Source organism: Herbiconiux sp. 11R-BC (genome assembly GCF_049472555.1).
Taxonomy (GTDB): domain Bacteria; phylum Actinomycetota; class Actinomycetes; order Actinomycetales; family Microbacteriaceae; genus Herbiconiux.
The window spans coordinates 93,406-119,319 of sequence record NZ_JBCEBO010000009.1 but is presented as its reverse complement, the minus strand read 5'-3'; the positions used below and the strand labels follow the sequence as shown (position 1 = coordinate 119,319).

General features: G+C 65.7%; 36 protein-coding genes and 1 pseudogene. 20 read left to right on the top strand and 17 right to left on the bottom strand.

What is annotated here, in order from left to right; genetic code table 11:
* Positions 1–12: 12 nt before the first annotated feature.
* The gene (locus tag VD659_RS18200; protein WP_423262454.1) at positions 13–3,129 is read right to left on the bottom strand and encodes an HD domain-containing protein; all 3,117 of its coding nucleotides are present in this window, start codon (positions 3,127–3,129) and stop codon (positions 13–15) included.
* 270 nt (positions 3,130–3,399) lie between these two features.
* Here VD659_RS18200 and VD659_RS18195 point away from each other — a divergent pair, with 270 nt between their 5' ends.
* The 6 genes from VD659_RS18195 (at position 3,400) to VD659_RS18170 (ending at position 6,053) form a co-directional block, all read left to right on the top strand.
* Entirely contained in the window at positions 3,400–3,570 is a 171-nt protein-coding gene (locus VD659_RS18195) for a DUF1643 domain-containing protein (protein WP_423262453.1), read from the top strand.
* A 111-nt stretch (positions 3,571–3,681) separates the two neighbouring features.
* Positions 3,682–4,335 (top strand): DUF5343 domain-containing protein, encoded by a 654-nt coding sequence (locus VD659_RS18190; protein ID WP_423262452.1) that lies wholly within the window; start codon positions 3,682–3,684, stop codon positions 4,333–4,335.
* Entirely contained in the window at positions 4,319–4,855 is a 537-nt protein-coding gene (locus VD659_RS18185; RefSeq protein WP_423262451.1) for a hypothetical protein, read from the top strand. The genes VD659_RS18190 and VD659_RS18185 overlap by 17 nt, the downstream gene beginning before the upstream one ends.
* Before the next feature lie 28 nt (positions 4,856–4,883).
* Positions 4,884–5,351, top strand: a complete 468-nt coding sequence (locus VD659_RS18180; protein WP_423262450.1) for a DUF1643 domain-containing protein — start codon at positions 4,884–4,886, stop codon at positions 5,349–5,351.
* Positions 5,352–5,355: 4 nt separating this feature from the next.
* On the top strand, positions 5,356–5,814 hold the full coding sequence (locus VD659_RS18175; RefSeq protein WP_423262449.1) for a hypothetical protein: 459 nt from the start codon (positions 5,356–5,358) through the stop codon (positions 5,812–5,814).
* On the top strand, positions 5,811–6,053 hold the full coding sequence (locus VD659_RS18170) for a hypothetical protein (protein WP_423262448.1): 243 nt from the start codon (positions 5,811–5,813) through the stop codon (positions 6,051–6,053). Before VD659_RS18175 ends, VD659_RS18170 begins: the two co-directional genes overlap by 4 nt.
* Before the next feature lie 134 nt (positions 6,054–6,187).
* On the opposite strand, the gene VD659_RS18165 is transcribed toward VD659_RS18170, so the two are convergent.
* Complete coding sequence (locus tag VD659_RS18165; protein ID WP_423262447.1) at positions 6,188–6,355, bottom strand: hypothetical protein; 168 nt, start codon at positions 6,353–6,355, stop codon at positions 6,188–6,190.
* A 64-nt stretch (positions 6,356–6,419) separates the two neighbouring features.
* Here VD659_RS18165 and VD659_RS18160 point away from each other — a divergent pair, with 64 nt between their 5' ends.
* Positions 6,420–6,740, top strand: a complete 321-nt coding sequence (locus VD659_RS18160; protein WP_423262446.1) for a hypothetical protein — start codon at positions 6,420–6,422, stop codon at positions 6,738–6,740.
* A gap of 81 nt (positions 6,741–6,821) precedes the next feature.
* Here the strand turns inward: VD659_RS18160 and VD659_RS18155 are convergent, their stop codons facing one another.
* Complete coding sequence (locus tag VD659_RS18155; protein ID WP_423262445.1) at positions 6,822–7,373, bottom strand: hypothetical protein; 552 nt, start codon at positions 7,371–7,373, stop codon at positions 6,822–6,824.
* Positions 7,374–7,896: 523 nt separating this feature from the next.
* Between VD659_RS18155 and VD659_RS18150 the strand changes: the two genes are divergently transcribed.
* On the top strand, positions 7,897–8,808 hold the full coding sequence (locus VD659_RS18150) for a DUF1643 domain-containing protein (RefSeq protein ID WP_423262444.1): 912 nt from the start codon (positions 7,897–7,899) through the stop codon (positions 8,806–8,808).
* Between the two features lie 12 nt (positions 8,809–8,820).
* Here VD659_RS18150 and VD659_RS18145 read toward each other — a convergent pair whose 3' ends face one another.
* The 3 genes from VD659_RS18145 to VD659_RS18135 all read right to left on the bottom strand — a co-directional run bounded on the left by VD659_RS18145 (position 8,821) and on the right by VD659_RS18135 (position 10,259).
* Positions 8,821–9,036: a hypothetical protein gene (locus VD659_RS18145; protein WP_423262443.1), complete on the bottom strand. Its 216-nt coding sequence runs from the start codon at positions 9,034–9,036 to the stop codon at positions 8,821–8,823.
* A gap of 81 nt (positions 9,037–9,117) precedes the next feature.
* Entirely contained in the window at positions 9,118–9,675 is a 558-nt protein-coding gene (locus VD659_RS18140; RefSeq protein WP_423262442.1) for a hypothetical protein, read from the bottom strand.
* Positions 9,636–10,259 (bottom strand): hypothetical protein, encoded by a 624-nt coding sequence (locus tag VD659_RS18135; RefSeq protein ID WP_423262441.1) that lies wholly within the window; start codon positions 10,257–10,259, stop codon positions 9,636–9,638. Before VD659_RS18135 ends, VD659_RS18140 begins: the two co-directional genes overlap by 40 nt.
* An 82-nt stretch (positions 10,260–10,341) precedes the next feature.
* Here VD659_RS18135 and VD659_RS18130 point away from each other — a divergent pair, with 82 nt between their 5' ends.
* Positions 10,342–10,593 carry a DUF4143 domain-containing protein gene (locus VD659_RS18130; protein ID WP_423262524.1) on the top strand — a complete coding sequence of 84 codons (252 nt, stop codon included), beginning with the start codon at positions 10,342–10,344 and terminating at the stop codon, positions 10,591–10,593.
* On the opposite strand, the gene VD659_RS18125 is transcribed toward VD659_RS18130, so the two are convergent.
* A complete protein-coding gene (locus VD659_RS18125) occupies positions 10,577–11,455 on the bottom strand; it encodes an alpha/beta hydrolase family esterase (RefSeq protein WP_423262440.1) in 879 nt (292 codons plus the stop codon). The genes VD659_RS18130 and VD659_RS18125 overlap by 17 nt on opposite strands.
* A gap of 80 nt (positions 11,456–11,535) precedes the next feature.
* On the opposite strand from VD659_RS18125, the gene VD659_RS18120 reads away from it, so the two are divergent.
* Genes VD659_RS18120 through VD659_RS18110 form a run of 3 tightly spaced genes read left to right on the top strand, consistent with a single transcriptional unit; the run spans position 11,536 to position 12,518 of the window.
* On the top strand, positions 11,536–11,880 hold the full coding sequence (locus VD659_RS18120) for a MerR family transcriptional regulator (protein ID WP_423262439.1): 345 nt from the start codon (positions 11,536–11,538) through the stop codon (positions 11,878–11,880).
* 51 nt (positions 11,881–11,931) lie between these two features.
* Entirely contained in the window at positions 11,932–12,177 is a 246-nt protein-coding gene (locus VD659_RS18115; protein WP_423262438.1) for a CopG family transcriptional regulator, read from the top strand.
* Positions 12,171–12,518, top strand: a complete 348-nt coding sequence (locus tag VD659_RS18110; protein WP_423262437.1) for a type II toxin-antitoxin system PemK/MazF family toxin — start codon at positions 12,171–12,173, stop codon at positions 12,516–12,518. The genes VD659_RS18115 and VD659_RS18110 overlap by 7 nt, the downstream gene beginning before the upstream one ends.
* A gap of 3 nt (positions 12,519–12,521) precedes the next feature.
* On the opposite strand, the gene VD659_RS18105 is transcribed toward VD659_RS18110, so the two are convergent.
* Both VD659_RS18105 and VD659_RS18100 read right to left on the bottom strand, forming a co-directional pair.
* A complete protein-coding gene (locus VD659_RS18105; RefSeq protein ID WP_423262436.1) occupies positions 12,522–13,091 on the bottom strand; it encodes a dihydrofolate reductase family protein in 570 nt (189 codons plus the stop codon).
* Between the two features lie 175 nt (positions 13,092–13,266).
* The gene (locus VD659_RS18100) at positions 13,267–14,496 is read right to left on the bottom strand and encodes an MFS transporter (RefSeq protein ID WP_423262435.1); all 1,230 of its coding nucleotides are present in this window, start codon (positions 14,494–14,496) and stop codon (positions 13,267–13,269) included.
* A gap of 221 nt (positions 14,497–14,717) precedes the next feature.
* Between VD659_RS18100 and VD659_RS18095 the strand changes: the two genes are divergently transcribed.
* The gene (locus tag VD659_RS18095) at positions 14,718–15,197 is read left to right on the top strand and encodes a PPOX class F420-dependent oxidoreductase (protein WP_423262434.1); all 480 of its coding nucleotides are present in this window, start codon (positions 14,718–14,720) and stop codon (positions 15,195–15,197) included.
* 124 nt (positions 15,198–15,321) lie between these two features.
* On the opposite strand, the gene VD659_RS18090 is transcribed toward VD659_RS18095, so the two are convergent.
* Together VD659_RS18090 and VD659_RS18085 are read right to left on the bottom strand one after the other, a co-directional pair.
* On the bottom strand, positions 15,322–15,843 hold the full coding sequence (locus VD659_RS18090; protein ID WP_423262433.1) for a putative immunity protein: 522 nt from the start codon (positions 15,841–15,843) through the stop codon (positions 15,322–15,324).
* A 61-nt stretch (positions 15,844–15,904) separates the two neighbouring features.
* Entirely contained in the window at positions 15,905–16,390 is a 486-nt protein-coding gene (locus VD659_RS18085; protein WP_423262432.1) for a pyridoxamine 5'-phosphate oxidase family protein, read from the bottom strand.
* Positions 16,391–16,613: 223 nt separating this feature from the next.
* Between VD659_RS18085 and VD659_RS18080 the strand changes: the two genes are divergently transcribed.
* Together VD659_RS18080 and VD659_RS18075 are read left to right on the top strand one after the other, a co-directional pair.
* Positions 16,614–17,183: a nucleotidyltransferase domain-containing protein gene (locus VD659_RS18080; RefSeq protein WP_423262431.1), complete on the top strand. Its 570-nt coding sequence runs from the start codon at positions 16,614–16,616 to the stop codon at positions 17,181–17,183.
* Positions 17,170–17,553, top strand: coding sequence for a hypothetical protein (locus tag VD659_RS18075; RefSeq protein ID WP_423262430.1), 384 nt, complete (start codon positions 17,170–17,172; stop codon positions 17,551–17,553). The genes VD659_RS18080 and VD659_RS18075 overlap by 14 nt, the downstream gene beginning before the upstream one ends.
* 21 nt (positions 17,554–17,574) lie before the next feature.
* Here VD659_RS18075 and VD659_RS18070 read toward each other — a convergent pair.
* A pseudogene (locus tag VD659_RS18070) lies at positions 17,575–17,766 on the bottom strand (aldo/keto reductase); the annotation flags it as partial.
* 154 nt (positions 17,767–17,920) lie between these two features.
* Here VD659_RS18070 and VD659_RS18065 point away from each other — a divergent pair.
* Both VD659_RS18065 and VD659_RS18060 read left to right on the top strand, forming a co-directional pair.
* A complete protein-coding gene (locus tag VD659_RS18065; RefSeq protein WP_423262429.1) occupies positions 17,921–18,145 on the top strand; it encodes a winged helix-turn-helix transcriptional regulator in 225 nt (74 codons plus the stop codon).
* Positions 18,142–18,369, top strand: coding sequence for an RNA-binding S4 domain-containing protein (locus VD659_RS18060; RefSeq protein ID WP_137835913.1), 228 nt, complete (start codon positions 18,142–18,144; stop codon positions 18,367–18,369). Before VD659_RS18065 ends, VD659_RS18060 begins: the two co-directional genes overlap by 4 nt.
* 26 nt (positions 18,370–18,395) lie before the next feature.
* Here VD659_RS18060 and VD659_RS18055 read toward each other — a convergent pair whose 3' ends face one another.
* Positions 18,396–18,890, bottom strand: a complete 495-nt coding sequence (locus VD659_RS18055; protein ID WP_423262428.1) for an SRPBCC domain-containing protein — start codon at positions 18,888–18,890, stop codon at positions 18,396–18,398.
* 216 nt (positions 18,891–19,106) lie between these two features.
* Here VD659_RS18055 and VD659_RS18050 point away from each other — a divergent pair, with 216 nt between their 5' ends.
* A complete protein-coding gene (locus VD659_RS18050; protein WP_423262427.1) occupies positions 19,107–20,576 on the top strand; it encodes a serine hydrolase domain-containing protein in 1,470 nt (489 codons plus the stop codon).
* Between the two features lie 50 nt (positions 20,577–20,626).
* On the opposite strand, the gene VD659_RS18045 is transcribed toward VD659_RS18050, so the two are convergent.
* Positions 20,627–22,114: a helix-turn-helix transcriptional regulator gene (locus VD659_RS18045; protein WP_423262426.1), complete on the bottom strand. Its 1,488-nt coding sequence runs from the start codon at positions 22,112–22,114 to the stop codon at positions 20,627–20,629.
* A gap of 156 nt (positions 22,115–22,270) precedes the next feature.
* On the opposite strand from VD659_RS18045, the gene VD659_RS18040 reads away from it, so the two are divergent.
* Both VD659_RS18040 and VD659_RS18035 read left to right on the top strand, forming a co-directional pair.
* Positions 22,271–23,221 (top strand): DUF1214 domain-containing protein, encoded by a 951-nt coding sequence (locus VD659_RS18040; RefSeq protein WP_423262425.1) that lies wholly within the window; start codon positions 22,271–22,273, stop codon positions 23,219–23,221.
* 28 nt (positions 23,222–23,249) lie between these two features.
* The gene (locus tag VD659_RS18035; protein WP_423262424.1) at positions 23,250–24,044 is read left to right on the top strand and encodes a tyrosine-protein phosphatase; all 795 of its coding nucleotides are present in this window, start codon (positions 23,250–23,252) and stop codon (positions 24,042–24,044) included.
* A gap of 24 nt (positions 24,045–24,068) precedes the next feature.
* Here the strand turns inward: VD659_RS18035 and trpS are convergent, their stop codons facing one another.
* The 3 genes from trpS to VD659_RS18020 form a co-directional block, all read right to left on the bottom strand.
* Positions 24,069–25,109, bottom strand: coding sequence for a tryptophan--tRNA ligase (gene trpS, locus VD659_RS18030; protein WP_423262423.1), 1,041 nt, complete (start codon positions 25,107–25,109; stop codon positions 24,069–24,071).
* 213 nt (positions 25,110–25,322) lie between these two features.
* On the bottom strand, positions 25,323–25,586 hold the full coding sequence (locus tag VD659_RS18025) for a GlsB/YeaQ/YmgE family stress response membrane protein (protein WP_137835907.1): 264 nt from the start codon (positions 25,584–25,586) through the stop codon (positions 25,323–25,325).
* Positions 25,587–25,693: 107 nt separating this feature from the next.
* Entirely contained in the window at positions 25,694–25,867 is a 174-nt protein-coding gene (locus tag VD659_RS18020) for a CsbD family protein (protein WP_137835906.1), read from the bottom strand.
* Positions 25,868–25,914 lie beyond the last annotated feature (47 nt).

Sequence of the window (25,914 nt, the reverse complement as noted above, 5' to 3'; positions counted from 1 at the left end):
GCCATCGCGCCACTACTCCTGGCCACCAGATCGTCGATCCCACTGATCGACATCAAGCACTTGAGCGGACGGCGACAAGAATGCAGTGACCGTACTAGCCTCGTCGAGTATCTCGTAGATTCCGTAATCTCGGACCGCGCTAAGGAACGACGTGCGCGTAGCCGAGTCTCGGCCGATCCTCCCGAACACTCGCATACTCACAGAGTTGCGCGAATCGACATCTGTCAGAGCGTTAGTCAGCAGGAATGCGATTGCCCACAGTCGATGCTCGTCAGGGACGTTCGGGTTTGCGCTTTTCACATCCAGCAACGGGCTCCCTGGAAGAATGTAGTGGCGACCCTGACAGCGAATAATGCTCTCTTCTATTCCTTCGGCCGTAGCCTCAATACCGACAGGAACGCAAACATCCGTCAACCGCCCAGCTCGTAACCGTTCCGAGAAGTCGAATCGGTCCTTCAACATGACCGGCAGGTCCTTCGGTATCCTGACCACAGACCAGCCAGACACGCCTCCATGCTTCTTCCAGAGCGCACGAAGAATTCGCGCCTCACCATCTGTCTCGAATCTCACCGCGTCCCATTCTTCAGCAAACAGGCGTCCGCTATATGCCCATGCCAGCGGAAGGCCACAGACCAACGGCCCATCTGGAAGCTGTACGGACTCGGCTACACCGAGCGCTTTTGTCAAGCTGGCCAACGACACTGAAGTTGCCCCTCGAACCGTGCCCAGAACGCGTTCGAAGTTCGCAACAGTGGTGCCCTCGACGGTCCAGACTGAGTCCAGCGAGCCAATGTCCGTGAGCGACCGGCGCTCGCGCGAGTCACCTTGCTCAACAACTACAAATGGAAGGTCTAGAACACTGGCGCGAAATCGAGCCTCCGACTCGAGTGCCTGCTCAATAGCGATGTCCTCCACAAGATAGCCACCCTCATTGGCAGCCCTAGTTGCGGAATAGTTCCGGGTGCCCTCCAGGTTGGCCATCTCCTTATCGATGTGGTCCGCATAGGACGAATAGACCCGGTCAAGGTATTGGTCGTATTCTTCGGTCCGTTCAATCGAACTTCGAGCAACGTTCGTTCGAGGGGCGGTCTTGCCTGTTGCATCGGCCATAGCAGCAACTCCACTCGCAAGAGTGAAGCCAGGAGACGCCTCGGTGACTCTCACGCCGCCGATCGCAGTACCTAGGATGACCTTGGCCCGACCTCCTGGGCGCTCTTGGTCGATGCGGAGGAATCGCCACTCTTGTAGCCATTGACTCCACACGACAGCAAAGGCCACTTCGCATCCGTCGATTGACACTTCGCGCATCTCGACCTGATCGCCGAAGTTGTTGGTGAGCCGACTATCAATCGTTCGCACTAGGCCCGCTGTGGTGAGTGAACTCTCCAGGGCTAGTGCCATCGACTCGAACCCTACGTTCTCAGGATCACCGCCATCAACACTCAGCGTGACGGAGCAGCCTGGCCGCAAGCACCAGTACTTAAGGACGGCCTCGACATCAAGCGCACTCGAGCTTGGGCGAAGCTTGAGACGCACCGAAGTGCCATGTTTCCTCAAAAGTTCAGGGATCTCTTGGCTTGACTTCTCAAGCAGGCGAACCAGATATTGCCCGTGGACATCCCGCAAAGTGAGTTGCCTACCCTGGGGCTCCTCTTGATTCACCGTGATGACTTCCACGTCATCCGCAACCATGAATGCTGACAAGACCCCGATACCGAAGCGGCTGATTGAAGTGAAGTCAGGGTGCTGCTTGCGAAATCCAGAATCTTGATATCTGGACGATCCAACTCGAAGAAAGTTCTTCTCAATGACGGCCTGAGTCATTCCCGTGCCATTGTCTGCAACTGTCAGCACCCGATCGGTGGAATTCCAGGCCACCTGGACTGATTGCTCGTAGGCCGCGTCGGGCTCAATGAATGCCTGAAGGCGAACTGCATCTAGAGAGTTTTGTAGCAACTCCCTCACAACAACACCGCTGTCGTTGTAGAGGGTATGACCCGTCAGCAAATCGAGAATCTTGCCCTGATCTATCGTGAATTCGAACGGCTCCGCCACGAACCCCTTCGCGACGATGTTCGATATGTCGATCTTTCGCCACGGGAATTTATAGCCAGTTGCTCCGTTGGCTTCGCTGGCGAGGGCCCATCTGTGTGTAGTGGCGACTTGCTCTCCGGCGTACTTCAGATATTGCGTTAGGCCGAAGTATCCCTCAGATTCTTTGAACGACGCGTGCACCTCGATAACGTCCGACTGAGGAGCAGGCTCTCCTTCCTCGGCAGCGATCCGCTGAGGACGGACGCTACGAACCGCGGACTGTTTCGCCCATTCGAGCTGGCTCTTCGGGTTACGCGGATTGATTACAAGGGCTGACATCGAAGGTGTGCGGCTTCGAGTGATGTCGAGTAAATCTGCAGTGCGGAGCAAGAATGCCGCATACTGCACGTTAGCTTCCTCTTGCGGATCTTGGCCGTACGGCTTATCGATTCGATATCGTGCAACGTCATCGAGATCATCAGCATGATGGCTTTCGCAGACGAGCCCAAGATCGTCGAGGAAGGTTTCGTCGATATCCCCGAAGATGTTGCGAAGCTCGCCGACGATTCGAGCATCGAAGCCAAGCGCTGGATCCGGAACGTCCTTCAGCCAGCTACGGATACGCAATGCGTGGTTGGCGCGCACGAACTCTTGATACAGGAACCTTTCCGCATCTGCGCCCGGCATCGCTTGGAGTTGCGCCCGGTAGTCCATGAACTCGGGATTGTCTTGGTCGCGTACCTTACTCGCGAATTCGACGTAGCCCTCTGTGTTGGCTCGATTCTCGAACTCATCTCGAGTCACTAGCAGCCCGAAGTCGTGTAGATACGTCGACAGAGTAATCAGAAGCCAGTCGGCGGCGGTCATCAACTCCATCGTGGACTCAGGCACCAACCACTCATACATCTTCAGCATGGTGTCGATATGACCGATGTCGTGCTTCGTGTATTCCTCAAGGATTCCGAACTTGCCGAACTGAGTCAGCGCGTCAGCTACCTGAGTTCGCACATGCAAAAGATTCAGGGCAGAGAATGCGCCGTAATTCTGAGCTTGCGATGCAGCATCTTCTGCCTTGGTGTCGAACTTCGAATCCATGATTCCCCCTTTGGACTGACGCGTCTCGAAGGCCCGTCTCGCGCCCCATCGTCGGACCTAGGCTATCCAGTCGGGTGACATGTCTTGTGCAACTACGCGCACCCAATGGTGGGCAGCGCCAATCGGCTGACACCGGAAACGACGGCCAATGCTAGATGCTCGGCCACGCAGTTGATTTGGGCATAGCCGTCGGACAACCATCGCCGGCGCACAAAGGTCTGGCACCACTGTGATAAGGCGTTGCAGTGGCATCCGAGCAAAGGAGGCCCGATGGCTGAGTTCGTGTCTGACACCGCCGACATCCGTGGCGAGTATCGCTACTCGCTGACTCGCGTGTGGGATCCGACGGTGCCGAACATCACCTTCGTGCTGCTCAACTCGAGCACGGCCGATGCCGCCCAGCTCAATCCCACACTCGGGCGATGCACAACCTTTTACTGAGTCACACCACGTTTCTAAGTGCTCGATTGCTCCTGCCAACGGTTTGCGCGTGTTTTAGCTCCCTCGCGCTCACTTCACCGCTAGATTTTCAGCAACGATTGGGGAGAATCAATGGCCAATGAAGTGCCCTACGCGCCATCGCAAACACGATTGACGAAGTTCCTATCGCACATTCAAAGCGCCGGAGTGCCGACGACCGTAAATGGCCCATACCTTCAGAGCGTCGGCTACAAGGGTGGCAATGACCTGTACATCGTCTCCGTGCTGAAGTTCATAGGTCTGTTGTCTAGCAAAGGTGCACCTACGGACGCCTGGCGCAATTACCGCGACACATCGCGAGCACCATCGGTCCTTGCCTTAGCAGTAAGAACTGGATATGCAGCGCTCTTCGACTTGTATCCGGATGCGCATCAGAAGGACGAGGAAGCTATACGCAACTGGGTTCGATCAGCCACCAGCTACGACGACACGAAGGTCGGATTCGCAGTCTCGACGTTCAAGACGCTGTGCAGCTTGGCTGCTTGGGACACGCCTGAAAGCGGCGCAACACTTGCCTCTCCGGCGGAATCGGCGGACTCGCCAGCGGTGCCCCCCACTACCAAAGTGCCAATTGCTTCGGCTCCCGCACCGACTAACGCCCTCGGTACTCCGTCGATCAACATCAATATTGAGCTACACCTGCCCGTGGACACTGACGGAGACACCTACGACAAATTCTTCGAGGCAATGAAAAAGCACCTCTTCCCTGATGCACCAGGCAAATGAGTTCATCTCGCGCGCTGCCGCCTTCGAGCACGCAGCGCATGAGCTTTTCAGTAGACATGAGACTTCACACTCTCGCGTAGTCCAGCTTGACGAGTCCTACAAGAAAATCTCGGCGCTGAATATCAAGCAAGATGAGCTGATGCGGCAGGCACTCCGGTGTGTCGAGGAAGGACTGTACCGTGCAGCGCACGTAATGGCGTGGGCGGCATTCATGGACTTCTACGAGGAAATCTTGTCCAGCGACGGGCTGGCGGCAGTTCGCCGGGAGCGCGGGAAGTGGGATCACGCCACCGCTATCGAGGATCTACGCGAGTATCGCGGAGAGTACGCGCTGCTTGAACTGGCCCAGCCACTCAAAATCTCCACAAAGAATGAAATGCAGTCCCTAATTGCGCTTCTAAATAAGAGGAATCAGTGCGCGCACCCCAGCTCATACATTCCCGATCTAAACGCTTCCCTGGGCTATATTTCGGAAGTTCTGCACTACGTCAAGTTGCTCAACGGCAAGGCGCCCGCTTAGCGATCAAGGCAAATCGCACGAGCACGTTTTGCGACACTTCATATTCGCGAAACGCGAGGGATTCGGCGGCAAGGTGATCCTGAACCTGTACGCGTTCCGCACCAAGTATACGAAGGTGATGTTGGCGGCGGGCGATCCTGTGGGCCTCGACAACGACCGCATTGTCGCGAGGGCCACGGGAACCGTCGTTGCCGGGTGGGGCGCGAATGACGCCCCTGCGCGCGTTGCCGGGGCGCTGGCGTTGCTGCCGCGCCTGCACGTTCTGGGGACAACGAAGGACGGGCATCCCGGGCATCCACTGTGCGTGCGGGCGGATGCACCGCTGGCCGAGTGGGCGCCGGGCCTGTCTTCAGATCAGGGGGAGGATAGCGCGGCTTCAGTCGCAGATGCCCTGCCCTCTGGGGCAGCGAGCGACCCGCAAATCGCGGTTCAGAACGATCCGTCGGACCGACAGAAGACCAGAGATTCGGCGGCACCATCCGGCTCGATTGCATGAGCGCATGATCGCTCTCGCCGCGTCAGCACGAGCGCTCAGAGTGTTCCAAGTCGTGTGGGTACTCGGCTTCCTCGTGGGAACAACCACTCACACGGCGGATCTGATCGTCGGCGGATTGAACGCCTACAGCGACTTCCCTCTCGGCGTCCGGCTGTTCTGGGTGTCACTGACGATCCTGGATCCGGCCACCGCTGCGCTGATCATCTTTCGACGGCGCTCCGGCATCGTGCTCGGCATCGCCGTGATCGTCGCCGACATCGCGGTGAACTGGACCGTCTTCGCTGTGATCGGCGGACTCCCGTTGTTCGGCGTGATCAGCCAGAGCCTGTTTGCGGTGCTCATCCTCGTCACGGCTCGCCCCCTGTGGAGATGGTTCGCGCAATATTCTCCACGAAAACGCGCCGACCTGAACAGAGAGGCTTCACCGCCCACGATTGCGAGACGGTCGAGGATGGGTCGATGACGGCATATGTTGTCCAGGTCGTACTGGGAGCCGTGTTGGTCGGCGGCGGGCTCTTCATCGTCTGCTTTCGCCGGCTCGTCGCTCGACTTCAGGCGCGGTGGTACCGGAAAATGGAAGGCGCGATTGGGGAGCGTCTCCGTGGGACGACGCCACGCACTATGGGTTTGATCGGCGGCGCTTGGATTCTCGGCGGCGGCGCCTTGCTTTACGTAGGGATCGAGCACCTCGTCGGGACCTGATCCACACACTTCGAGAGTTCGGCGCCATTCCATGTATCCAGAGGATTACTTGGTGACTCGTCGGGAGGTGAATCGACGTGAGCGCTTTGGGGCTGGGCCTTGTGGCGGTCATCGGCCTACTTCCCTCTCGGTTCCTATCGCTGGACGCATCCCACGTTCTTGTCGAAATAGTCCAATGCGATGGCGATATAGCGGATGCCGGAAAGCGAGAGACGCCCCGAGGTTTCGTTGCGATAGTTGCTCGCATTGCCCTTCTCGCAGTTGTACGCCAGATGGCGGCGTCGGAAGGTGTGCAGAATCACGCCCAGGTCGCCTCAGTCGGCAGAACGCTAGGAATCGTCAACTCTGGCTTGTACGCTCGACGGCATGCGCGCATCCGAGACCGTCCATGCAGAACCAGCCTTCTCGCTCGACGCGCCCAATTACCGAGTCAACTTCTGGCAGCGAAGCGGTGAGGGCGCTTGGGTCCTTGACGCATTCGTTCTCACCGAGGTGCGCGATGTGTCCGAAGCACTCGAGTGGGCTGAGGTACAGGCGAACGGGCGACCCTTTGAACTCTTCGCCGAGGGTCGGGATGAGCCGGTCGGCGCGTTCGGGACGCCTCGCACGAGCGGCCTAGTCCGGCTATTCGGCGAGAATCCGAATGTCGGTGAGCCCGTTGTGATCGGACGCTTCAGAAAGGTTTAGCCCCAAGTCGACGGGTCTATCTCCGAAGGCACGGAGGAGGGCCAGGCATGCCTGGCCCTCCTCGCGGCGTACTGGGCGCCCTTAGCCAGCGAGGTCCGAGCGAATGAACGTGACTGTCATGCTTTCTGTGACCTGAGAGGCACTATCGCCGGCTGTCAGATCGCTGCCGCAGGCGACTCCGAGAGAGGCACCGTAGTCGCTGTGGATCGCCGGCCCCTCGAGTTCGTATCCGGGAGGTGGGCTGATCTCGCCCTGCGCCCAGCCTTGGAACTCGCCTGGCCCCTCACTGCACGAAACAGCACGATTGTTCTGGATCGACGACTCCTCCACGTTGGATTTCGAGCCCGCGCCCCACTGGGTGTTGTTCGGCGAAACTCGGATGAGGGAGTAGTGCAACGTCAAGCTGCCTGCTGGTGCGTTGCACTTGATCGTCGCCACACCGTTTATCGTCCCGGACACATGAGACGACGGATGCACGTGCTCCACGTTCAGGTCGCAGATTATCGATGCGGTGAGACCCGACAGTTCTGGAGCCGTCGGTTCAGCGTCAGGCGCAGGCGTGATCTTGAGTTCGGAGTGGCCTGAAATGAAGACCGCGCTGCCGCCATCGTCGGCGCCGCCGGCGATTGTCATCCGGCCCACCACCGACTCCGGACCGAGTGAGGCCGCAGAAGCAGCCGGCGCCACGAGACTCGTTGCCACTGTCAGGCCAGCGACGATGGCGGCAACTCTCAGGGGCGTGCGATTACGAGCCCCGTTTGCGGTTGTCCTGGTCATGATCAAACTCCAATCATTGACCCCCATTTGGGGGATGCGTTCAGACTGCTCCTTACTTGAGCATTAATCAATATTGGTATCAATCGCATTTCTATCCGCTCGAGCACGCCCTGGGCACTCTGGCTCCCGCGACGGAGGCGGGCTGGAGGCCGACCTCTCCGAATAGGCTTCTGACCAGCAGGGCGATCTGCACCTCGACGACGCGGCATCCTATGCAGCCGAGCTGTGCGCATCCGCCGGCTTCCCGCTCCCATTTCGGGTCGTGGCTGGTGGAGTTCGCTTTCTGCTTGCGGCCCGCGTGGTGGGTGCTGCGCGGGTGGGTGCACCTGTCGGTGGTCGAGACGCGTCGCCGCTGTAGCATCTGGTCTGAGGAGGCCCGATGTCTGAGTTCGTGTCTGCCACCGCCGACATTCGTGGCGAATATCGCTACTCACTGACTCGCGTGTGGGATCCGGCGTTGCCGAACATCACCTTCGTGCTGCTCAACCCAAGCACAGCTGACGCTAGCCAGCTCGATCCCACGCTCCGGCGATGCGTCAAGTTCGCTAAGCGCGAGGGATTCGGCGGCCTGGTGATCCTCAATCTTTACGCGTTCCGCACCAAGCATCCGAAGGTGATGCTGGCGGCGGACGACCCTGTCGGCCCCGACAATGACCGCATTCTGGCGAGCGCCACCGGAACCGTTGTTGCGGGGTGGGGCGCGAACGCCACCCCTGCGCGTGTTGCCGAGGCACTTTCGTTGCTGCCGCGCCTGCACGTTCTGGGAGCGACGAAGGACGGCCATCCCAGGCATCCGCTGTATGTGCGAGCCAATGCTCCGCTGGTCGAGTGGGCGCCGGGCATTCCCTCAGATCATGCGGAGGATAGCGCCGCGGTGATCGAAGATAGTGCGCTCGCTGAGGCCGTGAGCGACGCGTCGGCGTATGAACAAATCGTGGTTCGGAGCAATGCGTCGGGCCGGCTACGGACCGATCGGACCGAACGCGACTTCGATCTACTTGCCGACGCGATCTTGGAGGAACTCCAGGTCATCAATGCGTTCATGGAATTCGGCATCCCGGAACGAGCGATCGCCACGCTGGCGAGCGCAGTGACATCCCGCGTGGACTCCGCCTTCGAGGCCAAGTGGTCACCCAACTGGGTGCCACACGGTCGCCCGCACGTATGGCAGGAGTCAGACGGATGGCACGCCCGATGCAACGAGTGTCTAGCCGAATCACCGGTCGGTGCCACCGAAGCGGACAGCGTGGCGTGGTTCGACGCGCATTGGCTGGAAACCCACGCGCACTAGAGACAGCGCCAGCTATTCGTCGAGGTGGCGCACCGGCATGAATGTGGCAAGTGGCATCGGGCCGCGTGTGACGTCATAGTCGCGCAAGAAAGCAATGTACTGACGCTTGTCGATTGCCCAGTCGTAGCTTTCAGCGAGATCTTCGGACTCCTGCGCGGCGAGAAAGGCCTCTTCAATCCGATCTCGATCAGGACCTTGGTCGTTGCGGGCGTTGTGCAGACCAGCCATCCACTTGGCATTCGCACACTTGTATCCGTGTCGACGCACGCCCACCGCACCGGGTGTTCATCTCGCGCTCGCGCGACTGGACTAGGGAATTCGCATGCGGAGAGGGCAGCGAACGAACGACTCCGGTCCTGCGATCGTCACGAGGAGATTGTTGGTCGCAACGGATCCGTAGCTCCAGGGACCGAACTCAAACCGCGTGGCCGACATCGAGATGCCGTTGACAAGAATCGGAGAGCTCTTTCGCGGGGCCTCGAGCAACTGGCGTTGCAGCTCATCCGTCTCTGCAGAGTCGGGCACCCGGGCACCCGAGCGGAAGTCGGGCAGATGGCTGATGTGATGCGTGACCGCATGGATGCTGACAGCGTCTTCGCCGGAGATGGTGCCGGCGAGCCACGTCCAGACCGAAGGCTGCACGCGCGCCTCAGCATCTCCCCGAACGAGGTAGGACACCTCCACGACATCCAGCACGCCGTTGTGGCCTTGCGTCGAGACAGCCCGCAGGTCGACCTGCTCGCTGACCGACAGGGCGATCGGATGCCCGAAACTCACTCTGACCGATTCGAGTGACACACCGAACGGCGTCCGATCGCGCGTCACGCTCAGTACTTCGCCGTCGGATTTCCAGAACCGCAGATCCAACCGGCAGTGGTCACCGCCGTGCCACCTGCCACGGCGGAACCGATGCTCGTGTAGGGCTCGACGATTCGCCTCACCGCTTGCCAGACCGCACTGTTCGCGGGAGCTGCGCCGGAGAGGGGGTAGGAGCCGATACCGCCGGATCGTCCGCCTGTTGCGATCGTCGCGCTCCAGATGTGACTGAAAGCCTGGCCACGGTCTGATCGGATGCTGTACCCGGTCCTGAACTGCGTGTTGCCGAGCTGGAAGTAGATCCAAGAAGTTCCGCAATCGCCGGCCACCTCCAAGCCAGCGGCATCCGAGGGGCGTCCATCACCGAACGAGTTGGAGAAGTCGCCCGGCGCGTTCGCGACCGGCACAGAGAACTGCTCCCCCGAATCTGCCGTGCGGAGTTCGTAGCCGTGGGCGGCGGCGACCTCTGCATCGAACCCAATGACGCTCATGTGTGCCTCCACGACCGTGGAAGTGGGCGCTGGCATCGGGTCAGCGGCTTGCGCGGGGATCGCGACAGATACGGCGAGTAGCACTGCCCCCAGGGTTGCTGTCGAGAGCGACAGCTTGCGGGCGGTGCTCGTAGAGAGCTTCATTGCACGGACCTCCGAGTTAGTTAGTTATATGAGACAACCTCGTTTATGTGAATTGTCCATAGATCGCAGTTGAGGCGCAAGCATCAGAGCGAATGCCAAGGCCGCGGATCCGCAATCACCGTTCGGCGGCGGGTTCGTCGAGGGCTTCGTCATCGGCGAGCTGGCAAAGTGGCGAGCCTGGTCGCGGAAGGACTACACGCTCACTCACTACCGCGACAACCACGGCCGGAAGATCGACGTCGTTCTGGAAGATCGCCGCCGAGAAGTCGTGGGAGCACTGGTGGACGTGCCACCACCGCGCGCAGCGATATTCCACATCACGCAGACCGGCTGAGCGCGCCCATGATGTCGAGAACGATGTCTTCGATGGGGCGGTCCGCGCCTGTTCGACCCAGCAGGGCGGGCGCCGGCTTCGACCCGGGGATGGTGTGGCCGCCGCCGTGGACCGTGTAGAGGGTGACGGGCGGGCGGGCCGGCTCGCGGTACGTCGTTTGCTCCATCCGGGGGCGACGGCGCGTGGCGGGCGATGTGGGGAGATGCGTGACCGTGGGTGTGGCGGTGATGCCGTTGCGGCGGGCGAAGTACTCGGCCGTGGCCGGAGCGGAGAGGGCCACTCCCCCGACCTGGAACATCGTGCGCGCCCACCACGCCATTCGACCGCCCTGGTAGGGGACGATCCGATCCGCCGTACCGGCCACGAGAGCGATGGGGATGGGGCGCTCCGAGGTCTCCGAGAAGGGCCCGAGGAAGCCGGCCCGATCGGGCATGGTCGCTGCCACGACCACCGCACCCGTCAGGAGATCCGGTGCCTCGTGGATGAGGCGGAAGACCATCTGGCCGCCGTTGGAATAGCCGACGCCGACGACCTGGCGCGGGTCGACACGATGGGATCGGCGCACGGAGTCGACCACGGCATGCGCGAACGCGACGTCGTCGACCTGCTCCCTGCGGGCCGGGAAGGAGCTCTCGGCACGGGCGTCGTTCCAGTTGCCGCGGTAGCCGTCGAGGTAGACCACCACTGCCCGGCCGTCGGCTGCGAGGCGGTCGAGGGCGCCTCCCGTGAAGCGGCGGTGAGTCTCGCCGTTCTGTTTCGAGCCGTGGAAGACCAGCACGAGGGCGCGGTCTTCGGCGCCGTCTGGCTCTCCGATCACCGTGAACGAGCGGGTGCGGCCGGCGGCCGTGACTGTTGAACGCATCAGACATCCTTCTGTTCCGGCGGATCTCGCCCGGACACCGCCACGCTAGACTTTGACATCATGTCAAGGTCAAACGCGCGATGAAGATCGGCGAGGTCAGCCGGCGCAGCGGCGTCAGCGCGCGGTCGCTTCGGTACTACGAGCAGCACGGGCTCATCTCGGCGCGCCGAGAGTCCAACGGGTATCGCGAGTACGACGACTCGACGGTGGAGCGGGCCGAGATCATCCACATGCTGTTCGGCATGGACTTTCCGCGGGAGGTCGTGGCGTCGGTGCTGGCCTGCACCGGGGAGGCTCCGGATGCCGCGCACGACGCGCTCGCGGAGCAGCTCGTGCAGGTGCGGGCTGGGCTGGCGGAGCGCATCGAGCAGCTCACCGCGACGCACCGGCAGGTGAGCGCGTTCTTGGAGGAGCGGGGGCTCTGAGGCGCCGCCCGAATCGTCGCTCACCGAGGTATGACTTGTTATACTCACGACATGAAGACTGCCATCTCCGTCCCGGACGGAGACTTCGAGAGGTTCGAGAGAATTGCTTCACGCCACGGCATGAACCGATCGGAGTTCTATCGCCTCGCCGCCAGCCGGCTGGCCGATGAGCTGGAAGGCGAACGGGAACTCACAGCGCTGGCGAACGCGGTGATCAAGCGAGCGGGCCAACCCTCTGGAGACGGCGTGTTCCTGGGCGAGAACGCTCGCCGACAGATCGAGTCCACTGAATGGTGATCGCGTACGGCGACGTGGTGTGGGTGGACTTCGGATCGCCTCGGGGGTCGGAGCCGGCGAAGATCCGGCCTGCGGTCGTGCTTCAAGAGGACTGGCTGTTGGCTACCGATATCAATACCGTTCTGGTCGTTCCACTGACCTCAAATACGGCATTGGAGGGATTCCCTGGCAACGTGGCGATCCCCGTCGAGGCATCTGGACTCGATAGGGACTCAGTCGCGGTGGTCTCTCAACTCGGACCGGTGAGTCGGGAATACCTCGATCCCTATCCCGTCGGGCAGGTTCCGGCGTACTTGCTGGCCAAGATCGGAGCCGGGGTGCGGCTCGTCACGGGCGTCTAGGCGTCACGTGGTGGCAGGCCGGTAGAGCAACGCCACCGCCCCCGATCGGAACTCCTGACGATCCACAAGCTCGAGCTCGAGCCGCTCGCGCAGGCCGGCGAACAGCGTCGGCCCGTGGCCGGCGATCACCGGGTGCACGACGAACGCGTACTCGTCGATCAGGCCCAGGTCGGCCAACGCTAGCGGCAGCGTCACGCCGCCGACCGACAGCGGGCCGCCCGGCTCCGCCTTGAGCCGCCGGACGGCGTCGGCCAGGTCGCCGCGCACGAGTTCGGCGTTCCAGTCGACGCCGGCTTCGTCGAGGGTGCTCGACACGACATACTTCTTCGTGCTGTCGATGGTTTCGGCGAACGGGATGTCCCACTCGTCCATCCAGTCCGGCCACGGCCCCGAGGCCGGCCGCCGCCAGGCCGACTCCATCATCTCGTAGGTCACCCGTCCGTACAGCAGGGCGTCTGCTCGGCCGATCTCGGCGGTCCAGTAGCGCATCGACTCCTCGTCGGGCGCGATTCCCGCCTCGTGATGCACGCAGCCGTCCAGGGTGATGTTGATTCCGTAGCGCAGTGGTCTCATCCGTTGATCTCCCTCGATGCGTCCGGAGCGTTTCACTGGTTCGCCATCAGGCTAGTGACGGATCGGCCGTCCCGCGAGGGGGCTGATCACGTGACGCACGTCAGAATTGCGATGCCCCGAAATTATGAGTAACTGCGTTAGTCATAAAGTGAGCGGATGCTCGCAGAGCCGGCGCTCAACGTTGCCGAGTCGCGCTACGGGCCGGGGCCGCGGCAGTTCTGCCGGGCAACGCGATGAGGGACAGAAGCGCCGTGAGGGCCGAGGCGCCAAGCACGATCCACGTCACCGTGGAGGTACCGGCCGCACCGACGACCGCGCCCGCCACCAGGGTGCCCGCCCCGACCCCGAGGGTCATGGCGCTGACGACCCAGCCGTTCGCCTCGGTGAGGGCGGCGGCGGGGCTGAGTTGCGAGATCCGTTCGAAGACCTGGCCCAGGGTAGGCGGGAGCATCAGGCCGGAGATGCCGGCGGCGATGACGTACGCCCACGTGGGGAGCGCGGTCGCGGCGAGCGGGAGGTAGCCGACGGCGAGGAGCACACCGCACACGGTGAGCAGGCGCGCCGGCGTCGAACCCAGAGGGCGGATGCCGACGACGGTGGCGCCGACGAGGGCGCCGAGCGCGTTCACGGCGAGGATCCAGCCGGCGAGCCCCTCGCTGGCGCGGGCCGACTCGGAGGCGGTCGCCACGATGGTCAGAGCACCGACCGGCACGCCGATGCCGAACGTGAACACCGCGACCCGCGCGACGGCGGGGATGAGGATGGGCGAACGGATGCCGGGATGGCCGGCAGCACCACTGCGGCGGTGTGCCGAGGCCGCGCGCGGGGCGGGGTTGAGGATGAAGGCGAGCGCCCCGACCAGGCCGAGCGCTCCCGCGAACAGCAGGTTGCCGACAGGGCCGAAGACCGCGATGCCTGCGACGGTGAGCAGCGGGCCGACGATGAAGATGATCTCCTGGGCGCCGGCATCCAGGCTGAACGCCGCCTTCAGCTGCGGGCCAGGCGTCACGAGCCGCGGCCACAACGCCCGGAGCGCCGGCTCGAGCGGCGGCGTGAACACCCCGGCGGCCGCGGCGAGCGCCACCGCCAGGCCCGGCAGCGGGGCGAGGGTCAAGGCCATGCCCGTGAAGGCGAGAAAGCTCAGGATGCCGCTGATTGCCAGAACGACGACTTGGCCGAAGCGGTCGATCAGCCGGCCGAGGAGCGGCTGCCCGACGGCGCCGGCGACGACATAGACCGCGGTGATGAGCCCGGCGAAACCGAAGTCGCCGCTCGTGGAGCGCACCAGCTGCACGATCGCGAGGGCGGCCATCGCACCGGGCAGACGGCCCAGCAACGACGTGAACAGCAGGTAGCCGGTGTGCTTGGCACGGAGGACGTCAACGATCGGGGAGGCGGCACTCATCACGTAGCCAGTCTGACGGAGGTCGGTCGCCGGAGCGGCGCCGGAGCCCTGAGCCTCGAGCCGCCGGCCGCCGGCCACCGGTCACCGGCCACCGGTCACCGGTCACCGGCGGCGATCGTCGCCCGGCGTCGGGAAGCGGCGATCGTCGCCCGGCGTCGAGAAGCCGCTACCTGAGCCTCGAGGCCGCCCGGCAACTCACCTCCGTCGCCTACCGTTGACCCATGGCCAGAACCATCTCCACCAACACCACCGTCGACCGCGACGGCATGCTCGAATTCGTGCGACCGCGACACCGGATGCTCGTCGCCACTACGCGCGCAGACGGCCGACCGCAGATGTCGCCGGTCAGCGGCGGCGTCGACGACCACGGGCGGATCGTGACCTCCACCTACCCGGGCCGCGCCAAGACCCGCAACGCCGAGCGCCGCCCGGCCGCCTCGGTGCTCGTGCTGTCGGACGACTGGAGCGACGCCTGGATCCAGGTCGACGGCGACGCCGAGGTGCTCCACATGCCGGAGGCCGTCGACGGGCTCGTCGACTACTACCGCTGCATCGCGGGCGAGCACCCCGACTGGCAGGAGTACCGCGAGGCGATGGCGCTGCAGGACAAGTCGCTGCTGCGCATCACGCCCACCCGCTGGAGCCCCATCTCGACGGGTGGCTTCCCGCCGGATGTCGCGGCGCGACTCGACGCGCGCTGAGCGGCTCGCGCGGACGTCTCACTCCGCGGCAGACGACCCGAGGCGTCCCCTGACCCGCCTGCCACCGGTCCGGGCCGCCGCTGGCGACGGGGCGACGCGGCGACGCGCCATCCGGCATCAGGCATCAGAGCGCGCCCTGGATCGCACGGATGTTGGCACCCAACGCTCCCGACGCAAGAAGCCCCGCGCCGAGCGGGCCCGACGGGTCGGTGCCGAGCAGCGGCAGGCGCTTGAGCGCCGCCCGAACCGCATCGCCCAGGTGCTCGAGCTGCCACGAGATCTCGGCCGGCCCACCATCCCCGGGGGCGGCCAGCGCCGCAGCCTTCGCGGCATAGGCCGCCGCGCCGAGCGCATGCGCGCCCATGTGCGCGACGCCGGCCGCCTGGCCCGCCGCCCACGCCGCCGCCTTGGCGGCGGGACTGCTCACCACCTGTGCCGCACGATTCGCGACGAAGCGTCGACGGATCTCGCCCGCGGCATCCAGCTCTCCGCGGGAAAACGCCCGCGCTCGCTCGATGGCGTCGCGGGGGCGGCCGTCGGCCGGGGCCTCGGCCTCGAACAGCGGCAGCACCCTCTCGGCGCAGTCCGCCGCCCACGCGGCGACGAGCCGGCGGTCATGCTCGCTGAGCGTCTGCGGGGATGCCATACCAGCACCTTCGCACACGGCACGCCGGGATGCGCGGCCTCAGCCCGTCGACGCCCTCCGCTCAGAGGTCGAGCTTCTCGTTGTCGATCTCGATCGGCGTGCCGGTGACCTTCGACTTCACGAAACTGAAGACCGTCGCGATGGTGGAGCCGGGGGTGTCCCAGTATTCGGCCGAGTCGGCGTGCACGATCAGTGCGCGGACGGACGGGTCGGTTCGGCCGCCGGGGAACCAGGCTTCGACGCTCGGGTCCCACATCTCGTCGACGTAGCTCTGCTCGGTGGTGAGCTCGGCGTGGCCGGTGACCGACACCCACGAGCCGTTCGAGCTGAAGGCCAGGTTCACGATCGGGTTCTTCTCGAGGCGGGTGGCCGTCGACGACTCGGCGCTCACCAGGAACCACAGATCGCCGTCGAAACGGTGGTGCTGCTGCTGCATGGCGAACGGCTGCGACACCGGATGCCCGTCGTCGTCGAGGGTCACGATCATCGTGAGGGGGAAATCGTCGAGCAGCTTCGCCAGGGTCTCGATGTCGTCGGTGCCGGTCATGGTGCGCTCCATTCGCTGGTGAGGCTCCACACGCTACGCCCGACCGGGAATCCCGCCAGGGGTCACCCGGAGAAGATGTTGATTTTTCGCCAGATGTAGTGAAATATCAATACACATGATGAAATAGTGTGAGGTTGCCATGCAAGTCCAAGCCCCGTTCCTGGCGATCACGAGATCGCTCGACGGCGCAGTGCTCGACTCACTGGTGCGCGCACACGCTCCGATGAGCATCGCGGAGATCGCCCGGTCGACCGAGAACTCGTACGCCGGCGTGCGCAGTTGCGTTCTGCGCTTGACTGCTCAGGGGACCGTCCGAGCCAGCCCGGCGGGCAAGCTCACGCTCTACTCGTTCAATGCCGAGCACATCCTCGCGCCCGCCATCCGCGAGATCGTCGGCGCGAAGGCCAGATTGTGGGAGCGCATCTCGACCCTGATCACGGCGACGTTCGCCGACCCGCCGGTCTACGCGGCGGTGTTCGGCTCGGCCGCAACAGGCACGATGCGAGAGAACAGCGATATCGACCTCTTTCTCGAGCGGCCGAAGCAGGCCGCCCACGACCGATTCGATGTCGATGCCGAATCGCTCGCGTGGCAAGTGTCGCGCCTCACCGGCAACGAGGTTCGGCCGCTGATCTACGGAGAAGAAGAGGTGTCGGGCGCGATGTCCGGCAAACGCGTGCTCGCCGACATCGCGAAAGACGGCGTCACGGTGGCGGGCGACGCGGCGAGCTTCCGGCGTAGGCTCCGCCGAGGCGCGCGGGCGAGGGCGGGGTCCGAACATGCCACGCATTGATCGCGAGCCTGGCGTGCTGGAGGGGCGCACCACGAAGATGATGCAGTTCCTCGAAGCCACGGAGATCATCCTCGCCCTCGCCGACGACGACGAACTCCGTGACGCCGTGGTGACCCTCGCCGTGCACGCGGGGATCGCGGCATCGGACGTGATCTGGCTTCGCCGCCTCGACTACTACTGGCAGAGCGGCAATCACCACGAAGCGATCGAGCACCTGCGCCGTGCAGATGCCGCTTCGGCCGGGCACCTCTCGACACTCCTGTCACTCAAGACGCGAGCGGGATACGGGCATGACACGATGTCGTCGAGAAACGTGGCGCGGTCGGTGCGAGCCATGCAGCACCTCGCCGGAGCGGCACGAGCGGCCTGAATACGCCAGGCCGGAGCTGGTTCAGCGAGCGAGGGCATTCAGCTCGGCGACGTCCCCCTCGGAGAGGGCGAGGCCGGCGCCCGCGATGTTCTCCCGGAGGTGCGCGACCGACGACGTGCCGGCGATGAGCAGGATGTTCGGCGAGCGCTGCAGCAACCACGCCAGCGCGACCGACATGGGGGTCGATCCGAGCCGCGTCGCGACCGCGGAGAGACGCGTTCCTGGCCGCCTGCCCGAGCCAGAAGCTGCTCGCCAGCGTCTCCGGAAAGTGGGTCACGCTGGTGATGTCCGCCCTCGGAAGCGGGCCCGATTGCACGGGCGACCCCCGGCCCATGCGGTATTCCGAACTCGCCCGGGTGCTGCCGGAGTGAGCCCCAAGATGCTGTCGCAGACGCTCCGGTCGCTCGAGCGGGACGGCCTGGTCTCGCGAACCGCCACCGCCACGGTGCCGGTGACGGTCTCCTACGAGCTCACCGGGCTGGGGCTCTCGCTGCACACCACGGTGCGGCAGCTCAAGCTCTGGTCGGAGGCGCACCGCGACGACGTCGCCGCGCACCAGGACCGCTTCGACGCGCGTACGATTTCCGCATGACGACACCGGATGCCATCGACGACGTCTCGATCGGCGGGGAGAGCATCCGTCTCGGGCAGTTCCTGAAGTTCGCCGGACTCCTCGACAGCGGCGGCCTGGGCAAGGAGGCCATCATCGACGGCTTCGTGAGCGTGAACGGCGAGGTCGACCGGCGCCGAGGACGACAGCTCCAGCTCGGCGATGTCGTGAGCTTCGAGGGGCGCCGGGCGCGCGTCTGCGCCTGACTCCGTAGACCCGACACCTGTCAGGGTCAGCGGAGGCCGAGCGCGGCCCCGATGCCGTTGAGGCGGAGCGCCGTGCCGGTGCGCAGGTGCGGGAGGTCGGCGCTGCCGTCGCCGGTGCGCACGAGGAACGCGACCTGCTCGGTCCAGGTCAGCGTGGTGGCACCGCCTGCCGCATCCGCGAGGGTGACCGTCACGAGCGAGACCCACCGCGTGACGCCATTCACCGCCGCTTCGTAGACGAAGACGATGCGGTGGCTGGGCACGATGTCGAGGTAGCGCGATACGTTACGCAGGGTCTCGCTCGACCCGTCGGGCATCACGAAGGTGCTGTGCGCATCCTCTCCGCCGCCCACCCGGAAGTCGTGCTCGTATGCCGCACCCGAACCCGGGAGCCGGAACCACCGACGGCGGATGCTGTCGACGGCGAACGAGTCGAACACGGCCGGCCGTCCGGCGTCGATCTCCCTCACGATGGTGAAGGTCTCGTGCCGCACCTCCGCGTGCGGCGCCGCGATCGTCATGCCCGGTCAGCCGCTTCTGTACCCATGCCGACAGCCTGCCTCACTGCGCCCTGCACCCGCTAGCGCCAGGGCGCATCACGGTAGCGTCATCCAGGTGCGAGGCCGCCGCGACCCCCGGACGGGTGGTAGAAACTCTGCCCGGCGACTGCGAGAGTTCAGGGGTTCGTGTGCGCCACAGCTGTCGCGCAAGTCGTCTGCTCACGGGGAGAAGCATCCATGACTCGAATCCACCCGCGGGCGCGCCGGGGCCTGGCGGCTGCGGCCGCTGCGGCGGCAGCCGTGGCGTTCGCCGCGCTGGCGACGACGGCATCGCCCGCCGCCGGCGCAGACCGGGATGCGCGCGTCGTGACGATGACGCCCGAGCTGACCGCGAAGATCCAGCACCACATCGAGACCTTTCGGGCGAAGTACGACATCTCGGGGATGTCGATGGCGGTGGTGACCCCCGACCCCGACGATCCCGGCGGGCCGACTCCCGTCGTCACGACCTTCGCCGTCGGCACACCCAACGTGGGCTCGCCGACTCCGGTGGATGCCTCGACGCAGTTCGAGATCGCCTCCGAGACGAAGATCTTCACCTCCGACCTGCTGGCGCACCTGGTCGCATCCGGCACGGTGGCGCTCGACGACCCGGTGCAGAAGTACGCGCCGGCGGGGATCGCGGTGCCCGTGTGGACCGATCCGCAGAGCGGTGAGACGACCCGCATCACGCTGCGCGACCTCGCCACCCACCAGGCGGGTCTGCCCGACATGCCCGGGAACTTCGAGGCCGGGTGCGGTGGCGATCCGGACTGCGTCAATCCGCATCCGGGTTACACCCAGACCATGCTGTGGGATGCCCTCGCGGCGCAGTCGCTGCTCTGGAAGCCGGGGACCGACTGGCTCTACTCGAACTGGGGATTCGGGCTGCTGGGCACCATCCTGTCCGACGTGGTCGATCCCTCGGTGCCCATCGATGAGCCCCCTGCCTTCCAGCCCGCGCTCGAGAGCACGTTCCTCGACGCCCTGGGCATGTCCTCCACGATGCTCGGAACCGGGCCGTCCATCGCCACCCCGTACACCTCCGGCAACACCCCCACCTACTACTGGGAGGACGTCAACGCCCTGGCCGGCGAGGGCGGATTGGTCTCCGACGCCACCGACATGGGCGCTTTCGTCGCCGCGCACCTGGGCTACCTCTCCGACACCGCCCCTCCCGGCGTGCGCACGATGGCGGACACCCTCGAACCCGTCAGCGCCATCACCACCGAGTGCTTCACGCCGACGCAGTGCCAGCCATCCGCCTTCCACATGGGGCTCGGCTGGCAGCTCTACCCGGCGAGCGCGTCGAACATGGGCGTGGACTGGGCGTTCAAGAACGGCGGCACCGCGGGCTTCAGCTCCGACACGACGCTCGCCCCGAGCAAGGGCGTCGGAGTCACCACCATGTGGAACCAGAACCGGGTCGACGACGCAGAGCCCGCCATCGAGCTCCTGACGCTGATCCTCGCTGAGACGCCCGACGCGGGACTCGGCCACGACGCCGGCCACGACAGGGGGCACAGCGAGGGTGACAGCGCCCGGCTCGCGGACACCGGGTCGAGTGCATTCTCGCTCACGGGCGCTGCGGTGGGGGCTGCCATACTTCTGGGCGCCGGTGTGGTTCTCCGCACCCGCCGCAGGGAGGCCGACGACGCCGACGAGTGACCGCTGAACCGAACGACATCGCGCCGAGCGGAAACGCGTGTCGCCGTCCGTCAGGACGCGGTGATCCCGCGCGGGTCGGCCCGCACGGCGTCGCGCCGGGTGGTGACGCCGAGCTTGCGATAGAGCGAGCGCAGGTGCGACTTCACCGTCGGATAGGCGATCCCCAGGTGCACGGAGATCTCGGCGGCGGTCATGGTGGTGCGCAGACAGGCGAGCACGTCCTGCTCCCGCCGGGTGAGGGTACCGGCCTGGAGCCCCGTGAGCCGGCCGCGCCGCTCGAGGACGGTGAGGAGGAGCGCGTGGTGGCGCGATCCCCGGTGGGCGTGCGCTGCGAGAAGATCCTCGATGACGGGATCATCGGAGAGGAAGGGCGCGAGGATGCGTTCGGGCGCCGCCGATTCCAGCGCCCGGTCGAGCTCGTCGTGCGCGCGGGATCCTTGCCCGGCGGATGCCTGCAGCGCGGCCGAGGTGACCAGTGCGGCGACGCGCGCATAGCGGGGCATCGGGTTCGCGGAGGCGAGCTGGAAGGCTCTCGCGGCCAGGGCCGGCTCGCCCAGCCTGCGGTAGAGCTCGGCGAGCAGCGCGTGCGCCACCGCGGCTCCGGTGCGGGCGAGGGCCGGCGCGGCGACGCTCAGCGCCCGCTCGTCCTCTCCCCCGGCGTGGTCCAACCACGCCGTGACCACACGCCGCAGGGTGTCCCACGGGATGCCGTGCTTGTCGCTGGTGGCCACGCCGTTCAGCAGCTCCGCCGCGGCGTAGTACCGGTCGTCCCTCTTGAGGGCGACGAGACTCATCACGAGGTAGAGGCGGGCGAGGGCCTCGAAGTTCGAACCGGGGCTCCCCTCGACGATGAGGGAGTCGAGTTCGGCGACCGCGACGTCGAAGTCCCCTCTCCAGTAGGCGATGCATCCGCGGTTCGCCTGCGGGAGGCCCCCTTCGAAGCGGTCCCAGTCCGACAACGACGGCGCCGGTGGAAGGGCGTCGAGGATGCGCTCGGCCTCGGTGAACAGGCCGGCATGCGTGAGCGCGAACGCGAGATTGGACTGCGCGAGGCGGAACGTCTCGGCGTGACCGCGCAGACGGGCTTCCTCGGCGGCCGAGCGGAGCAGCCCGATCGCGCCGGCGAGGTCGCGGCGCAGCCGCACCTCGGTCCAGCCGAGCAGGAACAGCGCCGAGGGGTAGTCGTCGTCGGGCCCGCACCGGGTCAGGGCCTCGCGGGCGCGGTCGGCGATCGCGGCCTTCGAGGAGGTGTCCGGGGCCAGCAGCAGCTCCGTGAAGCAGGCCACGAAGTCGTCGGCGACCACGCGCGACCCCTGGCCGCGGAGGAAGGTCGCTCCGTAGGGATCGCCGAGCAGGTCGCGGCAGCATGCCCGGATGAGCAGGATGTGCGGGTCGCCCGGATCGGGACAGTCGAGGCACAGCTGCTCGAGCGCACCGGCATGGGACTCCAGGAGGAGACGGAGCCAGTTCCTCTGCAGAATCATCCGGACCCGGTCGGGTTCCGCTGCGGCGATCTCCTGACGCACCGCCTCGATCATGCCCCTACGATAGCGGCGCGCCCGGGTGACGGATGCGGCGGGGCCGGCCCTCCGATTCACCCCCGCCCTCATCCGCCGAGGATGAGACGGGGCATCCTCGCGCGCAGATGCCCGCAAGACTTGCCCGTGATGAACCAGCAGGAAAGCAGGAATCCCATGCCCGACACGAAGGTCACCGTCGTCAACTTCGCCCGAGCGGAATCCGAGCTCATGTTCTCCCGGCTCGCCGCGAGAGCCGGGCTCGGCAGCTGGAACCACTCGCGCAGCCTGACCCCGCTGGACGATCAGCCGATCATCCGCCAGAACCGCGACACCCTCTACAGCAGCACGATCGTCGACGTGCGCGACGGCGTCGCTCTCACGCTCCCCGACACCGGCGGGCGGTACATCTCCGCCCACGTCGTCAACCAGGATCACTTCACCGCCGCCATCCTGCGCGATCCGGGCGAGCACGTCCTCGACCGTGGGCTCGTCGGCACCGACTTCGCAGCGGTGCTCGTGCGCATCCTCGTCGACCCGAACGACTCCGGCGATGTCGCCGAGGTGAACCGTCTGCAAGACGGCCTGCTCCTCACCGGCGGCGGAACCGGGGCGTTCCCGCTGCCCGCTTACGACGAGCCGTCCCAGATCGAGACCCGGAACGCCCTCCTCACCCTCGGCCGCGGTGTGCCGGCCTTCGACCGCGCCTTCGGCACACGCGCGGAGGTCGACCCCGTCATGCACCTGCTCGGCACCGCCGGAGGGTGGGGCGGCCTGCCCGAGTACGAGGCCACCTACATCAGCGTCAATGAAGGCCTGCCCGTCGCCGACTACGAACTCCGCCTGAAGGATGTCCCGGTGGACGCGTTCTGGTCGGTTTCGCTCTACAACGCGGCCGGCTACTTCGAGCCCAACGCGCTCGGCGTGAACAGCATCAACAGCCTCACCGCGGTTCCGGATGCCGACGGCAGCGTGGCCGTGCGCTTCGGCGAGCATCCGGTCGGCTTCCCGAACGCGCTGCCCATCATGCCGGGCTGGAACTACACGCTCCGGCTCTACCGGCCCCACGCCTCCGTGCTCGACGGCACCTGGATCGCTCCTCGCCCGCGGGCCGTCCTGGGCCGCTGAGACGATGGCCGACGGGGACAATGGTCGCGTGAACGACTCGTCCGACCGCACCGTGCCGATCCCGAGCGCCCCGAATCTCCGCGACCTCGGCGGGCTGCCCGCGGAGAGCGGGCAGATCAGACGCGGGGTCGTCTACCGCTCGGCCGGGCTCAGCTCGCTCTCGGATGCCGATGAGCCGCGGTTCGCCGCGCTCGGCATCCGCACCGTCTACGACCTGCGCACCGTCGAAGAAGCCGCGACCGCGCCCGACCGCCTGCCCGAGAACGTGAGCCGCGTGGAGCTCGACGTGCTCGCCGACAGCCCGGTCAGCGTCGCCGCGAGCCTGGGCGAGCTCGCCGCGAACCCGCAGGCTTTCGCCGCGAGTCTGGCCGGCGGCCGGGCAGAGAGCCTCTTCGAGGACACCTACCGCGACCTCGTGCGCCTGCCCTCCGCCCTCGCCGGCTATCGGGCCCTCTACCTCGGGATCCTCGACCCCGCCCGCGAGGGCGCCGCCCTGTTCCACTGCACGACCGGCAAGGACCGTACAGGCTGGGCGGCCGCATCCCTGCTGACCGCGCTCGGCGTGGATGCGGACGACGTGTACCAGGACTACCTGCAGACCAACACCGACCTGCTGCCCGCGCTCGAACCGGTGCTTCTGCGCGCCGAATCGCTCGGAGTCGACCGCGAAGTCCTGCTCCCGGTGCTCGGCGTGCGCGACAGCTACCTCCAGGCCGCCTTCGCCCAGATGCGGGAGCAGTTCGGCACCATCGACGGCTACCTCACCGACGGGCTCGGGCTGACGGCCGGGGACATCGACAGGCTCCGGCACCTGTTCACCTGAGCCCGCCGCAGCGGCGTCCGTGAGCTAGTAGCTCGTTCCCATCGCCTCGCGAACCTGGGCGAGGGTGCCCTCCGCCACCGCGTTGGCGATCTCGTTGCCGCGGCGGAGCACCGTGCGAACGACATCGCCGTCGGCGGCGAAGGCCTGCCGCCTGGCCCGCAGTGGCGCCAGGAAGTCATTGACCGCCGTCGCCGTCACGGCCTTCAGAGCGCTGCTGCCGGCGTCACCGATCTCGTCGGCCAGCTCGGCCGGATCGACACCCAGGCACAGGGCAGCCGTCGACAACAACGCCGAGACACCGGGCCGGTGCTCCGGGTCGAACCCGATCCGCCTCTCCTGATCGGTTCGAGTCCCGCGGATCACCGCGACCGTCTCGTCGGGCGTCATCGACAGCGCGATCGCATTGCCGTAGCTCTTCGACATCTTGCGGCCGTCGAGGCCCGGAACTTCCGGGGTCGCGGTGATCAGCGCATCCGGAACCGGGAAGACGTCTCCATAGCGTTCGCTGAACCTCCGCGCGATCACCCGGGTCATCTCCACATGAGGGAGGTTGTCTTTGCCCACGGGCACCAGGTTGCCCTTGCAGAACAGGATGTCGGCCGCCTGGTGCACCGGATAGGTCAGGAGCAACCCGCTCAAGGCGCGACCGGATGCCGCCAGCTCCGCCTTCACGGTCGGGTTGCGATGCAGCTCCGCCTCGGTGACCAGACTGAGGAACGGCAGCATCAGCTGGTTCAGCGCCGGCACCGCGGAGTGCGTGAAGATCGTCGTGCTCTGCGGGTCGATGCCGGCCGCGAGGTAGTCGAGCACCGCGCTGTACACGTTCTCGCGTACGTTCGCCATGCTCTCGCGGTCGGTGATGACCTGGTAGTCCGCGAGCACGACGAAGGTCTCGACGCCGGCCTGCTGCAGGCGCACGCGCTCGCGGATGGTGCCGAAGTAGTGCCCCAGATGCAGCGGCCCCGTCGGCCGTTCGCCCGTGAGCACGCGATAGCGCTCCGGATGCTCGGCCACGGCGGCCGCGACCTCCGCCGACCGTTTCGTCGTCGCGCTGAAGGATTCCATTCCTGTCTCCCGATCGTCGGGAGCCGCACGGAGTACTCGGGCCGTTCCACGAGCTGCCGTGCAGCCCGTGAACATGCTTCAACCGGCTGCTATCGCAGCCACCACCAAGCGGAACGGTTGAAGTTCATGACAGGGATCCTACTGCGCCCCGCATCCGGAAAGACGACGACGGGGCGCCCGGATGGCCCGGGCGCCCCGTCGGTGTTACGACATTCAGGCCTTGCGGCGGCCGAAGATCAGGCCGTAGATCAGCAGCACCACGATGGATCCGCCGATGGCCAGCAGCCAGGTCTGGATGGAGAAGAAGTCCTGCAGCGGCGCATTGAACAGCAGCCCGCCGAGGAAGCCTCCGAGGAGGGCGCCGACGACGCCGAGGAGGAGGGTGATGAACCATCCGCCGCCCTGCTTGCCCGGGAGGATGAGTTTGGCGATGGCGCCGGCGAGGAGGCCGAGGAGGAGGAAGCCGAAGAAGCCCATGAGTGTGTCTCTCTTTCGTGGTGGTGGGATGGTGCGGGCAGAGATGTGGCCGCCACCGAAGGGTGACGGCCACACTCCGCTGATGCCCGGAGGGTCAGCGCGAGGCGTCAGTGCTTGAAGGCGTCCTTGACGTTCTCGCCGGCCTTCTTGGCGTCGGCCTTGACCTGGTCGGCCTTGCCCTCGGCGACGAGCTTGTCGTTGTCGGTGACGTTGCCGACGGCCTCCTTGGCCTTGCCGGCGAGGTCTTCGGCGGCGTTCTTGATCTTGTCTGCTGCGCTCATGATGAGCTCCTTTCCTAGGGTGTTCCTTGAGGATCGGCCACCGCGGG